Source organism: Mesorhizobium shonense (genome assembly GCF_040545255.1).
GTDB classification, from domain to species: Bacteria; Pseudomonadota; Alphaproteobacteria; order Rhizobiales; family Rhizobiaceae; genus Mesorhizobium; species Mesorhizobium shonense.
On the sequence record NZ_JBEPLM010000001.1, the window covers coordinates 332,479 to 346,072 of the forward strand.

General features: G+C 65.4%; 14 protein-coding genes. 6 read left to right on the forward strand and 8 right to left on the reverse strand.

Annotated features, from left to right (window positions below):
* The first annotated feature begins 162 nt into the window (after positions 1-162).
* The 3 genes from ABID26_RS01905 (at position 163) to rsmA (ending at position 3,059) form a co-directional block, all read left to right on the forward strand.
* Positions 163-1,089, forward strand: a complete 927-nt coding sequence (locus ABID26_RS01905) for a peptidylprolyl isomerase (RefSeq protein ID WP_126101135.1) — start codon at positions 163-165, stop codon at positions 1,087-1,089.
* 84 nt (positions 1,090-1,173) lie between these two features.
* Positions 1,174-2,202, forward strand: a complete 1,029-nt coding sequence (gene pdxA / locus ABID26_RS01910) for a 4-hydroxythreonine-4-phosphate dehydrogenase PdxA (RefSeq protein WP_292371538.1) — start codon at positions 1,174-1,176, stop codon at positions 2,200-2,202.
* A 23-nt stretch (positions 2,203-2,225) separates the two neighbouring features.
* On the forward strand, positions 2,226-3,059 hold the full coding sequence (gene rsmA / locus ABID26_RS01915) for a 16S rRNA (adenine(1518)-N(6)/adenine(1519)-N(6))-dimethyltransferase RsmA (RefSeq protein ID WP_292304723.1): 834 nt from the start codon (positions 2,226-2,228) through the stop codon (positions 3,057-3,059).
* A gap of 159 nt (positions 3,060-3,218) precedes the next feature.
* Here the strand turns inward: rsmA and gmk are convergent, their stop codons facing one another.
* The 8 genes from gmk to fabD form a co-directional block, all read right to left on the reverse strand.
* A complete protein-coding gene (gene gmk / locus ABID26_RS01920) occupies positions 3,219-3,893 on the reverse strand; it encodes a guanylate kinase (protein WP_292304154.1) in 675 nt (224 codons plus the stop codon).
* 5 nt (positions 3,894-3,898) lie between these two features.
* On the reverse strand, positions 3,899-4,789 hold the full coding sequence (locus ABID26_RS01925) for a YicC/YloC family endoribonuclease (RefSeq protein WP_292304156.1): 891 nt from the start codon (positions 4,787-4,789) through the stop codon (positions 3,899-3,901).
* 153 nt (positions 4,790-4,942) lie between these two features.
* A complete protein-coding gene (gene mltG, locus ABID26_RS01930) occupies positions 4,943-6,172 on the reverse strand; it encodes an endolytic transglycosylase MltG (protein WP_126101138.1) in 1,230 nt (409 codons plus the stop codon).
* A 222-nt stretch (positions 6,173-6,394) separates the two neighbouring features.
* A complete protein-coding gene (gene fabF / locus ABID26_RS01935; RefSeq protein WP_292304159.1) occupies positions 6,395-7,657 on the reverse strand; it encodes a beta-ketoacyl-ACP synthase II in 1,263 nt (420 codons plus the stop codon).
* 34 nt (positions 7,658-7,691) lie between these two features.
* Positions 7,692-7,928, reverse strand: coding sequence for an acyl carrier protein (locus ABID26_RS01940; RefSeq protein ID WP_006203723.1), 237 nt, complete (start codon positions 7,926-7,928; stop codon positions 7,692-7,694).
* 402 nt (positions 7,929-8,330) lie between these two features.
* Entirely contained in the window at positions 8,331-9,068 is a 738-nt protein-coding gene (gene fabG / locus ABID26_RS01945; protein ID WP_292304160.1) for a 3-oxoacyl-[acyl-carrier-protein] reductase, read from the reverse strand.
* 4 nt (positions 9,069-9,072) lie between these two features.
* Positions 9,073-9,282 (reverse strand): hypothetical protein, encoded by a 210-nt coding sequence (locus ABID26_RS01950; RefSeq protein WP_126101141.1) that lies wholly within the window; start codon positions 9,280-9,282, stop codon positions 9,073-9,075.
* A gap of 24 nt (positions 9,283-9,306) precedes the next feature.
* Positions 9,307-10,260 carry an ACP S-malonyltransferase gene (fabD, locus tag ABID26_RS01955; protein ID WP_292304161.1) on the reverse strand — a complete coding sequence of 318 codons (954 nt, stop codon included), beginning with the start codon at positions 10,258-10,260 and terminating at the stop codon, positions 9,307-9,309.
* Between the two features lie 258 nt (positions 10,261-10,518).
* Here fabD and ABID26_RS01960 point away from each other — a divergent pair, with 258 nt between their 5' ends.
* The 3 genes from ABID26_RS01960 to rpsR all read left to right on the forward strand — a co-directional run bounded on the left by ABID26_RS01960 (position 10,519) and on the right by rpsR (position 13,522).
* Entirely contained in the window at positions 10,519-12,465 is a 1,947-nt protein-coding gene (locus tag ABID26_RS01960) for an LTA synthase family protein (RefSeq protein ID WP_292340948.1), read from the forward strand.
* Positions 12,466-12,788: 323 nt separating this feature from the next.
* Entirely contained in the window at positions 12,789-13,274 is a 486-nt protein-coding gene (gene rpsF / locus ABID26_RS01965) for a 30S ribosomal protein S6 (protein ID WP_292304164.1), read from the forward strand.
* Positions 13,274-13,522: a 30S ribosomal protein S18 gene (rpsR, locus tag ABID26_RS01970; RefSeq protein WP_006203718.1), complete on the forward strand. Its 249-nt coding sequence runs from the start codon at positions 13,274-13,276 to the stop codon at positions 13,520-13,522. Before rpsF ends, rpsR begins: the two co-directional genes overlap by 1 nt.
* The last annotated feature ends 72 nt before the right edge of the window (positions 13,523-13,594 follow it).

The following is a 13,594-nucleotide window of genomic DNA, read 5'->3' on the forward strand; positions in this document are numbered from 1 at the left end:
CCTTGATTTGGCGCGCGAAGCTTCGAAAATGGAGCCGATTCTCGGGGACATGTGCCGGCGACATTGTTTCGCCGCATAGGACGGGCATGGGGTCGACCACATAGCGCATGCGTTCGGAGGACGTGCGGCGCCGTGTTGGCGGGTAAGAATTGGGAAGGTGAGATGAGGAAATACCTGTTTTCGGCAGGATTCGCGCTGCTGGTTGCGGCGACCTCGGTTTCGATCACGGCGATGACGCCGCCGGCGTTCGCCAGCCAGATCAAATATGTCGTCAACAACATACCGATCACCACCGGCGACATCGCGCACCGCGCCGCATTCTTCAAGCTGCAGCGCAAGAAGGGCGATGCGGCGCAGGAGATGATCGACCAGACGCTGCGCCTTGCCGAGGCCAGGCGGCTCGGCATCCGCATCACCGATCAGCAGGTCGAGGCCGCCTATCAGCGCTTTGCCTCCAACAACAAGATGCCGCTGGCCAAGCTCGACGCGATCATGTCGCAATCGGGCGTCACCAAGGAGCATTTCAAGGAATTCATCCGCGCCCAGATGGCCTGGAACCAGGCGCTTTCCGCGCGCTACCGCTCCGGCGAGGGCGGTTCGGTGACAGAGCAGGATGCGGTCCGCCGCATGCTCGACAAGGGCGGCTCCAAGCCGACCGCCATGGAATACATGCTGCAACAGGTGATCTTCGTGGTGCCGGCCTCCGAGCGCGCCTCCACGCTCGGCAAGCGCAAGCGTGAGGCCGATGCCATGCGCGCCCGCTTCAACGGCTGCAACACCACGCGCGAATTCGCCAAGGGGCTGATCGACGTCACGGTGCGCGACCTCGGCCGCGTGCTGGCGCCGCAATTGCCGCCCGACTGGGCCGAGCAGATCAAGGCGACCAAGGTCGGCGGCGCGACGCCGACGCGCGAGACCGAACGCGGCGTGGAATTCATCGGCATCTGCTCCTCGCGCGAGGTTTCCGACGACAAGGCCGCGCAGATGGTGTTCCAGGCCGAAGGCGGCAGCAACGACAAGGATGCCGACGAGCTCAGCAAAAAATATGTCGAGGAACTGCGCAAGAAGGCCACCATCGTCGAGCGCTAGGCCGTCTCGGCGGATGACAGAACAATGCTCGATCCTCCCGCCCTGCCCCGAAGCAGGCAGGGCACGCCACAGGACGCCATGAGCATGCGCAGGACCGATGCGCCGCTGGCGCTCAGCGTCGGTGATCCCTCCGGTGTCGGGCCCGAGATCGCCATCGCCGCCTGGCAGGCGGGCGACAGTGCCGGCGTGCCGCCTTTCTACCTGCTCGCCGATCCAGCCCTGATCGAGGCCCGTGCGCGCGAGGTCGGCGCCACCGTGGCGATCATGGAGACAGTGCCGGGGCAAGCGGCGCATCATTTTCCCCGCGCGCTGCCCGTCGTTCCGCTCTACGCCCGCCACCTGGACAGTGCCGGAAAACCCAATCCGGCCAATGCCGCGGGCACCATCGAAGCGATCGACCGTGCTGTCGCCGACACCCTTGCCGGCGCCGCCGCCGCCGTGGTCACCTGCCCCATCGCCAAGAAACCGCTCTACGACGCCGGCTTCCGCTTCCCCGGCCACACCGAATACCTGGCGCATCTGGCCTCGCGCCACACCGGCACCGAGGTGACCCCGGTGATGCTGCTTGCCGGACCCGAGCTGCGCACCGTTCCGGTCACCATCCACATCGCGCTCGCCGAGGTGCCGAAGGTTCTGACGACGGAACTGATCGTCACCACCGCCCGCATCACCGCCGCCGACCTCAAAAGCCGCTTCGGCATCGCGCGGCCGCGGCTTGCCATTGCCGGGCTCAATCCGCATGCCGGCGAAGGCGGCGCGATGGGCTCGGAGGACCTTTCCATCGTCCTTCCGGCCGTCGAGGCGCTTCAAGCCGAAGGCATCGATGCGGTCGGACCGCTTCCTGCCGACACCATGTTCCACCCGCGGGCACGCACCGGCTATGACGCGGCACTTTGCATGTATCACGACCAGGCGCTGATCCCGGCCAAGACGCTGGCTTTCGACGAGGCGGTCAACGTGACGCTCGGCCTGCCGTTCATCCGCACCTCGCCGGACCATGGCACGGCCTTCGACATTGCCGGCAAGGGGATTGCGCGCGCCGACAGCCTGATCGCGGCGCTGAGGCTGGCGCGCCGGCTGGCCGACAGCGGCCGCCATGCCGCGGCCGCATGAGGCTCGATTTGAGCGGGGCGCGCGTGACCATCGACGGATTGCCGCCGCTGCGCGAGGTGATCGAGCGCCACGGCCTGCAGGCGAAGAAGGCGCTCGGCCAGAATTTCCTGCTCGACCTCAATCTGACAGCCAAAATCGCGCGCGCGGCCGGGGACCTCGCCGAAGCGACGGTGATCGAGGTCGGCCCAGGCCCCGGCGGGCTGACCCGGGCGCTGCTCTTCAACGGCGCGCGGCGCGTGATCGCCATCGAGCGCGACGAGCGCTGCCTGGAGGCGCTGGCCGAGGTGTCCAGCCACTACCCCGGCCGGCTCGAGGTCATTCCCGGCGACGCGCTGAAGACGGATTTCGCCGCGCTTGCAGGCACGGCGAACGGTGGGCCGGTGAAGATCGTTGCCAACCTGCCTTACAATATCGGCACCGAGCTTCTGATCCGCTGGCTGACGGTGGCGAACTGGCCGCCCTTCTATCAATCGATGACGCTGATGTTCCAGCGCGAGGTGGCCGAGCGCATCACCGCCAGTCCGGGCAGCGACGCCTATGGCCGGCTCGGCGTGCTTGCCGGCTGGCGCGCGGAAGCAAAAATCGCCTTCGACGTGCCGCCGCAGGCTTTTACGCCGCCGCCCAAGGTGACCTCCTCGGTGGTGCATCTGGTGCCGCGCGCATCCCCGCTTCCCGCCGACGGCAAGAGGCTCGGCCGCGTCACCGAAGCCGCCTTCGGCCAGCGCCGCAAGATGCTGCGGCAAAGCGTGAAGAGTCTCGGCGGTGAAGCCCTGCTCACCCGCGCCGGCATCGACCCGACGCGCCGCGCCGAGACGCTCAGCGTGGAAGAATTCGTAAGGTTGACGAACGCGGTGTGAGGCGTCCTCCCTTCTCCCCTTGTGGGAGAAGGTGTCGCCGAAGGCGACGGATGAGGGGTGTTCCAGGGAACGGCGACGCCTCACTCCGCTGGAACACCCCTCATCCGTCTCGGCGCTGCGCGCCGATCCACCTTCTCCCACAAGGGGAGAAGGGAAAAGTCACTCCGTCTTCTCGTCCAACAACCCGGAAATGAAGTCGAACAGGCCCGGCCGTCTGTCGCGCCGAAGCCGCTCCGCCGTCACTATGGCGCGCACCTCGGCGAAGGCGCGGTCGAGATCGTCGTTGACGATGACGAAGTCGTATTCCTTCCAGTGCTCGATCTCGATGCGGGCATTCTTCAGCCTGGTCTCGATGACTGATTCCTGGTCCTCGGCGCGGCGCTTCAGGCGCGCCTTCAATTCCTTCATCGAGGGCGGCAGGATGAAGATCGAGACGATGTCGGCGCGCATCTTCTCCTTGAGCTGCTGGGCGCCCTGCCAGTCGATGTCGAACAGCATGTCGCGGCCTTCGGCCAGCGCCACTTCCGCCGGCTCGCGCGGCGTCGCGTAGAAATTGCCGTGCACCTCGGCCCATTCCAGCAGCGCGTCGGAATCGCGCAGCCGCTCGAACTCGCGCATGGTGCGGAAATGATAGTGGACGCCTTCGATCTCCGAGCCGCGGCGCGGCCTGGTGGTGACGGAGACCGACAGTTCCAGGCTCGAATCGCTTTCCAGAAGATTGCGCGCGATTGTCGACTTGCCGGCGCCCGACGGCGACGACAGCACCAGCATCAGCCCGCGGCGGCGGATACGGGATCCCAGATCCCTGGCGGCCGTCGGTTCCTTGGCAACCATCCCCGTCACTCCAGATTCTGAACCTGTTCGCGAAACTGGTCGACCACCGCCTTGAGCTCCAGCCCGATCGCGGTGACCGCGGCGGCGTTCGACTTGGAGCACAAGGTATTCGATTCGCGATTGAATTCCTGCGCCAGAAAATCGAGCTTGCGGCCGACGGCGCCGCCGCTTTTGAGCAGCGCACGCGCGGAAGCGACATGCGTCTTGAGCCGGTCGATCTCCTCGCGAATATCGGCCTTGGTGGCGAGGAACGCCGCTTCCTGGTGCAGCCGGACCGCATCGAGATTAGCCGACGCATCCATCAGCAGGCGGACCTGCTCGGCCATACGCTCGCGGATCGCCGCCGGCTCGCGCGACGGGTCGGCCTCGGCCTTCAGCGTCAGCGCCTCGATTATGTCGATGTGGCCCGACAACAGCGCGCGCAATGCGGCACCCTCGCTCTGCCTTGCCTGCTCCAACCCGGTAAGCGCCAGGTCCAGCGCCGACAGAATCGCGGCGTCAAGAACGGCCCGCTCTTCCTCGGTCTCGACGGCTTCCGGAATGTCGAGCACGCCACGCAGCGCAAGCAGCCCGTCGGCGGTGGCGGGCTGGGTGCCGAACTGTTCCTGCAAGCGCCTGGCAAGGCCGGCCAGATCCTTCAGAAAAGCCTCGTTGACCACCGGCTGGACCTGCTGCGCGGCGGCGCGGCCAACGGTCAACGTCGCCTGGAAATTGCCGCGCGCGAAGCGCTTCTGCACGGTCTGCCGTACGGCGGTTTCCAGCCGGTCGAAACCTTGCGGCAGCCTCAGCCTCACCTCCACGCTCTTGCCGTTGACCGATTTCACCTCCCAGGCGACCGACGTGCCGTTGCACTCAGCAATGGCACGCGCGAAACCGGTCATGCTCTGCACGTTCATGATGCCGTCACCCCCTGTCGCAGTCCGGGCGCGATTGCCCGAACATGCGCACCCTTGCAAGACGTCTGACCTTCGGCCGGGCGTCGGATATCCCCTCAAAACATGAATACGGCCCGGCGTCAAAGGAGGCGTGACAGATCCGGTAACCGCCGCCTACTGGGCCGCGTCGCCGCCCGCGTCGCCATTCTCGCCGCCGTCGCCGCCGTCGGGAGCGGCCGGCGCCGTCGTCTGGCCGGAGGCCTTGGCGGCAGCGTCCTCCTGCTTCTTCTGCATCGCGCGGTAGCGGGCGACGTTCTGGTTGTGCTCTTCCAGCGTCGCGGCAAAGACATGGCCGCCATTGCCGTCGGCGACGAAATAAAGGTCGCCGGTCTTCGACGGATTGGCCACCGCCTCAAGCGCCGCGCGGCCCGGATTGGCGATCGGCGTCGGCGGCAGGCCCTTGATCAGATAGGTGTTATAGGGCGTCTGCTTCTCGATGTCGGACTGATAGATCGGCCGGTCGGCCGGTTTGCCCTTGCCGCCGAACAGGCCGTAGATGATGGTCGGGTCGGACTGCAGCCGCATGCCCTTGGCCAGCCGGTTGAGGAAGACGGCGGCCACGCGCGAGCGCTCGTCGCCCCTGCCCGTCTCCTTCTCGACGATCGAGGCCAGGATGACGAAGTCCTCCATGTTGGCGATCGGCAAGTCGGGCGCGCGATGCTCCCAGACGTCATCGACCAGCTTCTTCTGATCGGCGACCAGCTTGTCGATCATCTGCTGCCTTGTGGCGCCGCGGGTGAAGCGCAGCGTGTCGGTTGCGATGCTGCCTTCCGGCGGCGTGGCCGCCGGCATGTCGCCGGTCAGCGCCTCCTGGTCAGCCACGCGCTGCAGGGCCTGCTCGACCGTCAGTCCCTCGGGGATGGTCAGCGAATACATCACCGACTTGCCGCTCTTGAGCAGTTCCATGATGTCGCGCATCGAGGCGCGCGGCTTGATGGCGTACTCGCCGGCCTTCAGCGCGGAGTCGTTGCCGGTGGCGCGCACGCCCAGCCTGAAGACGCGCGCATCGCTGACCAGGCCGCGACGCTCCAGCTGGTCGGCGATCTCCTGCACGCCGGTGTTCGGCTTGACCAGGAAGGTATCGCCATTGGCGGACGGGCCCGGCTCAACGAAAGCCTGCATGCCGAAATAAAGCGCGGCACCAGCGGCGAGCACGGCCAGGATGACCACCGAAAGGAAGAAATTCAGGAACACGACGACTTGGCTGCGCGAGGCGCGCGAGCGTTTCGACGGCGGCGGCGTGCCGGCCTCGGGGCGAAGCGCCTCGGCCGCTGTCTTGGGCACGATCGGGCCTTGCGTCTGACGCTGTCCGAATTCCTCGCCGCCGCCCGGATTTGTATTCATGGCGCCCTACCGTCTGATCTTGCAACGAATCCCCTAGCCGAAGCGTAGGGGCAAATTTGGCAAAAATGACGGCAGGTGGCGGACCTGCCGGCTAGCTATCTGTTTGTGAGCAATCCCGGGCGGAAACCCGCTGCGTACTTTCCTGGGATTGCTTTCTTGTTCGTCGCAATTCCGAACGGAAAACCGCTGCGCACTTTTCCTGGAATTGCTCTGGCTGACTGCTCAGCCATCGTAACGTTGGAAGACAAGCGAGGCGTTGGTGCCGCCGAAGCCGAAGGAGTTCGACAGCGCCACATCGATCTGGCGCTGGCGCGGCTTGTTCGGCACGAGATCGATCGCCGTCTCGCGTTCCGGATTGTCGAGGTTGATGGTGGCGGGGGCGATGTTGTCGCGGATGGCGAGGATCGAGAAGATCGCTTCCGCGGCGCCCGCGGCACCGAGCAGATGGCCGATCGACGACTTGGTCGACGACATAGAAATCTTGGAAGCCGCATTGCCGACCAGCCGCTCGACGGCGCCGAGCTCGATCGTGTCGGCCATGGTCGAGGTGCCATGCGCGTTGATGTAGTCGACGTCGGCGGCCGAGAGCTTCGCCCGGTTCAGCGCCGCAGTCATGCAGCGGAACGCGCCGTCGCCGTCCTCGGCCGGAGCGGTGATGTGATAAGCGTCGCCGGTCAGGCCGTAGCCGGTGACCTCGGCATAGATCCTGGCGCCTCGCGCCTTGGCGTGCTCGAGCTCTTCCAGGACGACGACACCGGCGCCCTCGCCCATGACGAAGCCGTCGCGGTCGCGGTCATAGGGACGTGACGCGGTCTCAGGCGTGTCGTTGCGTTCGGTGGAGAGCGCACGGCACGCGGCGAACCCTGCCATGGAGAGCCTGGTGACCGGCGCCTCGGCGCCACCGGCTACCATGACGTCGGCATCGCCCCAAATGATCAGCCGGGCGGCGTCGCCGATGGCGTGGGCGCCGGTCGAGCAAGCGGTGACGACCGCATGGTTCGGGCCTTTCAGCCCATGCCGGATGGAAACCTGGCCGGAGACCAGGTTGATGATCTGTCCAGGGATGAAGAAGGGGCTGATGCGGCGCGGACCGCGCTCCTTCAGGATCATCGCGTTCTCGGCGATGCCGTCGATGCCGCCGATGCCGGAACCGATCAGCACGCCCGTGGCGCACTGATCCTCATGCGTCTCGGGCTTCCAGCCGGAATCGGCCAGCGCCTCGTCGGCGGCCGCAATGCCGTAGAGGATGAAGTCGCCGATCTTGCGCAGTTCCTTCGGCTCGAGCACGGCCTCGGGATTGAAGGTGCCGTTGGAGCCGTCACCGCGCGGAACGATGTGGGCGATCTTGCAGGCAAGATCGTCCACCTCGAATTCGGTGACGCGGCGGGCGGCGCTGCGGCCGGAAAGCAATTCCTTCCAGCTATGCTCGAAGCCCATGCCGAACGGCGAAAGCAGGCCAAGGCCCGTGACGACGACTCGCCTCATCGCAGGTCCTCCCCGGTGATTCCCGCGGAAAGCCTCAGGCCGAGGCCTTGTCGATATACTTCACGGCGTCGCCGACGGTGAGGATGGTCTCGGCCGCGTCGTCCGGAATCTCGACGCCGAACTCTTCTTCGAACGCCATGACGAGTTCGACCGTATCGAGGCTGTCCGCGCCCAGATCGTCGATGAAGCTCGCCTGCTCCGTCACTTTGTCGGCATCGACGCCGAGATGCTCGATGACGATCTTCTTGACGCGCTCTGCGGTGTCACTCATTTGGGGCCTCGTCTTACGTTGTGTTGTCTTCGTTAGCGGGCGGAATGCCGCTAATCAAGCTGAAAGATGGTCTTGTGGGAAACGCAACGCCACAGGACCGGTTTTTGCCCGAACCGCCGGGTTGCCGGCCGCATTACACGAAAAAGGGCGGGCGTCCAAGCCGAAATGGCTGTTTTCACAGCCGCTGGACCTTGGTCGGTCAGGTATGCTGAGATTCAGATCAGGCCGAGCTGAAAATGTGGCTTTCGAGAACCGGAGCGGACATTCGGGTCCGTGAGCACCGGCCTACGCCGGCCGTAGCCTTAACTACCACGCCACTCTCATGAATGCTTCGGCCGGCGAAGGCCGGAAGCGCAGAAAGCCACCGTTTGCAGGCCGGCATCACCTGAATATCAACACACCCTAGATCATCGCCATGCCGCCATTGACGTGGATGGTCTGGCCGGTGACGTAAGCCGCCTCATTGGAAGCGAGATAAGCGACGGCCGAGGCGACCTCGGCGCTGGTGCCCATGCGCCTGGTCGGAATCGCCGCCATGATGGTCTCTTTCTGCTTGTCGTTGAGCTTGTCGGTCATGGCCGATTCGATGAAGCCCGGGGCGACGCAGTTGACGGTGATGTTGCGGGTGGCGATCTCCTGCGCCAGCGACTTGGAAAAGCCGATCATGCCGGCCTTGGAGGCGCAGTAATTGGTCTGGCCGGGATTGCCGGTGACACCGACCACGGAGGAGATGTTGATGATGCGGCCGTGGCGGCGGCGCATCATCGGATGGGTGAGCTCGCGCGTGAGCCGGAAGACGGCGGTGAGGTTCACCTCGAGCACCTGGTCCCAGTCGGCATCCGACATGCGCACGAACAGGCCGTCCTTGGTGATGCCGGCGTTGTTGACCAGGATGTCGACGCCTTCGAGGTCGGCCTCCGCCTTCTGGCCGAGCGCCTTGACCGCGTCGCGGTTGGTCAGGTCCGCCGGGAACAGTTTTACGCGATCGCCGAGATCGCCGGCGAGCGCTTCCAGCTTCTCCACACGGGTGCCGTGCAGGCCGACGATCGCGCCCTGGCTGTGCAGCACCCTGGCGATCGCCTCGCCGATGCCTCCCGATGCGCCGGTGACGAGCGCCTTGCGGCCGTTCAGTTCGAACATTTTTTCAACCTCGTTTTTCCGAATGCGCCGCAGGCGAACGCCGTTCCGTATACGTCAAATCGTCCAAACCATGCCAGAAATCTTCGGTTTTCAGGACCTCTTCTTCGCCAAGCCGGATCCGTTCCGCAACCTCGGATGCGAGGCGATAGTCCTCAAACTCGTCGAAATCGCGCAAGCGCTGGGCCTTGCTCCTGCCAGTCTTCGATGTGGACATGCCGCACCTGTCGTTCGAATTTCCTCACCCAAGCGCCGCTAGCGCCGTCTCGACCTCCGCCGCGGTGCCTATGGCGCCGGTCGCGATGTCGCGGTTGATGCGGCGCGCCAGGCCCGACAGCACCTTGCCGGCGCCGACTTCGTAAAGGGTCGCGATGCCGTTCTGGCCGAACCATTCCACCGTCTCGCGCCAGCGCACGCGCGCGACCACCTGCTCGACCAGGCGGCGGGCGATCTCGTCCGGATCGCTGGTGGGGGTGACGGTGACGTTGGAGACGATAGGAACCACGGGAGCGGCTTTCGCCACGCCGGCCAGCGCGTCGCGCATGACGTCCGCGGCAGGCATCATCATCGCTGAATGGAAAGGTGCCGAAACCTGCAGCATCAGCGCCCGCTTGGCGCCCTTTTCGGTGCAAAGCTTCGCCGCCAGCTCGACGGCCGCCCTGGCGCCGGAGATTACCAGCTGGCCGCCGCCATTGTCGTTGGCGATCTGGCAAACCGCTCCTTTGGCGGAGCCTTGTCCCGCTTCCGCGCAGGCGGCTTCGACATCGGCCTGTTCGAGCCCGATGATGGCGGCCATGGCGCCCTCGCCCGCCGGCACCGCCGCCTGCATGGCATTGCCGCGAATGCGCAGCAGCCGCGCGGCATCGGCGACCGAAACGAAGCCCGCCGCAGCAAGGGCTGAATATTCGCCGAGCGAATGGCCGGCGACGTAAGACACCTTGTCCTTCAGCGAAAAGCCGCGCGATTCCAGCGCCCTCAGCGCGGCCAGCGACACCGCCATCAGCGCCGGCTGGGCGTTGGCGGTCAGCGTCAGCGTCTCTTCCGGCCCTTCCCAGATCAGTTTCGACAGCTTTTCGCCAAGCGCGGCGTCGACTTCCTCGAAGACGCGGCGCGCCTCGGGGAAAGCGTCGGCGAGGTCCTTGCCCATGCCGACGGACTGGCTGCCCTGTCCCGGAAAGGTAAATGCGACGGCCATTTTCAAGGTCTCCAGAGGCTGGTTTTCCCTGCCTCTGACGCAAGGCGGACAGCCAAGTCAAGCCCGCAGGCCCCCGTTCCGAGCCCATTTCGGCGGGAAAAACCGGTCCGAGTCCCTGTTCCGAAAGGCTTTTTGGCGATCACACCTGATGAAAACCGCTCACGAATCGTTTGCTGGCTCTTCTTATTTCCGCCACAGGCGCTAGCTTTGCGTGACATTTCGATGACAGTGGCGTGACGCGTGTGGAAGACGCGTAGCATGGGCCGGGGAAGCGACGTGGCAAGGATCAGGAAAGGCGCGGCCAAACCCGCGCCGCAATTTTTGGAAGACGATCCGTCCACCGGCTACCTGCCGGGGCGGCCCTGGCCGACCCTACGCTACGGGCTCTCAACCCTGCTTACCGCCGCGCTTCTGGTGTTCGCCATCGAATGGATCGTGCGCGGAGACTTCTTCGGCACGGTGGACTTCTTCCTGCAGCCCTTCAAGCCGGGCTGGACCACGATCATCATCTTCGCGCTGGTGCTGATCGGGCTGGATGCCATACTCGGCCGCAGCCATCAGAGCCTGATGATCGTGGCGCCACTGACGCTGGCGCTGGCCTTCGTCGGCCACCAGAAATCGCATTATCTCGGCGATCCGCTCTATCCGGCGGATTTCCTCTATGCGCGCCAGATCATGGCGCTGATGCCGCTTCTGGTGCGCGAGCGGCCCTGGACGGCCGTGCTGCTTGCAGCGGCGATCGTCGCCGGCCTGGCGCTGCTCTTCTATGGCTGGCGCCTCTGGCGCCGGCGCGTGCCGATCCTCAGCCGCAAGGGACGGCTGGCGCGGCTGTCGCTGGCCGTGCCGCTCCTCGCCTTCTTCGTCTCGATCATGGACTACGCCACCTTCTCGTGGACGCGCGACAGGCTGCAGATCATCCCGATCATGTGGGACCAGAAGGAGAACTACGCTTCCAACGGCTTCGCACTCGCCTTCGCGCTCAACGTGCCGATGGCGCATGTCTCTGCGCCGCCCGGCTATTCCGAAAAGACGATGGACGCGATCGCGCGTCCCGAGGTTGCAGCCTCGGTGCCCGATCAGAAGCCTGACATAGTCGTGGTGATGAGCGAATCCTTCTGGGATCCGACGGAGCTTCCCGGCGTCAGCATCAAGCCGGACCCGATCCCGACGGTGCGCGCGCTACGCTCGGGCTCGATGTTCTCGCCGGAATTCGGCGGCATGACCGCCAATATCGAGTTCGAGGCGCTGACCGGCTTCTCCAACGCCTTCCTGCCGGCGGGCTCGATCCCCTACCAGCAATATGTGCGCACGCCGACGCCATCGCTGGCGACTTTCCTGAAGAGTGAGGGCTACCGGGCGCGCGCCATCCATCCGGGCACCAACTGGTTCTGGAACCGGGGCGCCGTCTATGCCGATTTCGGCTTCAACGACTTCCGCTCGGAAGAGACGCTGCCACCGATGGAAAAGCGTGGGCCGCTGGCCTCCGACGCGGCGATGACCGACGAGATCATCCGCGAGGCCGATGCCAGCGAGCAGCCGGTGTTCCTGTTCGCGGTCAGCCTGCAGAACCACGGCCCCTACGAACCCTACCGCTATTACAATCCGACCCATAAGGTCGAGGCGCCGATCAGCACCTGGGCGCGGGAATCGCTGCTCTCTTACGCCGAAGGCTCGGCCGATGCCGATCGCGGCCTGCAACGGCTGATCGATTGGGCAAAGAAGCGCGAGAGGCCGACCATCATCGCCTTCTTCGGCGACCATCTGCCGCCGCTCGGCCCCGTCTATGTCGAGACCGGCTTCCTCAAGGACAATGTCGCGCCGCGCAGGGAGCCGACCCCCGAAGCCGCGCTCGATCACCACGACACGCCGCTGATCATCTGGTCGAACCGCTCCGGTCCGGTGGAAAACCTGGGCCCGGTGAGCCCGGCCTTCCTGCCCTACCATATCCTCACGACCGCTGGCATCACGCATCCCTACTATACCGGCTTCCTCGGCGCGCTGCGCGAACGCTATCGGGTGGTCGACCGCAACCTTCTGCTGTCGCCCTCCGGCGAGGCGACGCCCGACTGGGCGAGGCAGAAGAAGATCGATCCGGCGATCAACGATTTCCGGCTGATCCAGTACGACATGATGTTCGGCAAGCGCCACACCGCGCCCGACTTCTTCCCCGAAACGATCGCCCCGCTCGTCGCCCATACGAGCTGAGCCGGTCACCAAACGGCGAGCGCCGGAGATTTCCGGCTGCGGCATCGTGGAGCGTCGATCCTGACTGTCGCACCTTGCCTTCCTGGGGAATTGCTGTATAGACGCCCGCAATCTGCCGGTCCTTGCTGGGGGCTGAACGGAGGGCCGTGGCTTTTCGAAGGCCACGTCATGAAGCCAGATGCGCTTTGGGCCTCCCGTGTCTCCGCTCTCGACCGTCTCGCGATGCTCCTTTCTTCCCCGCTCCTTCGCGACCGGGTCAGACAAGTTGCAGAGGCTTAGCCGCGAGGGCCGGTGAGAGAAACGAAGAAAGGCAGTAAAACATAATGGCTCTTTACGAACATGTGTTTCTTGCCCGGCAGGACCTGTCGCAGCAGCAGGTTGATGCGCTTGTCGAACAGTACAAGGGCGTCATCACCGCCAATGGCGGATCGGTCGGCCGGATCGAGAACTGGGGACTGAAGTCCCTCACCTACCGGGTCAAGAAGAACCGGAAGGCTTACTACACGCTGATGGACATCACCTGCCCGCCGGCCGCGCTCAACGAAATGGAGCGCCAGATGGGCCTCTCGGAAGACGTGCTGCGTTTCCTCACCGTCAAGGTCGAAGCGCATGAGGAAGGCGCCTCCGCGATGATGCAGAAGCGCGAAGAGCGCTCCGAGCGCGGCGGCTTCGGCGACCGCGACCGCGGCGATCGTGGCCCGCGCTCGTTCGGCGACCGCGACCGCGGCCCGCGTTCGTTCGGCGACCGTGACGGCGGCGACCGTGGTCCGCGCCGTCCGCGCGAAGGCGTTGAAGGAGGTGCAGAATAATGGTCGACATCAACCAGATCCCGACCCGGCGTCCGTTCCATCGCCGCCGCAAGACCTGCCCGTTCTCCGGCGCCAACGCGCCCAAGATCGACTACAAGGACGTGCGTCTGCTGCAGCGCTACATTTCCGAGCGCGGCAAGATCGTGCCGTCGCGCATCACCGCCGTCAGCCAGAAGAAGCAGCGCGAGCTCGCCAAGGCGATCAAGCGCGCCCGCTTCCTCGGCCTGCTGCCCTACGTGGTTCGCTAAGCTGAAAATACTGATGCGGGCGGCTTGCCGCCCGCTTCGACCCCACGGCGACGGGCGCCGCAAAGGGTAGGT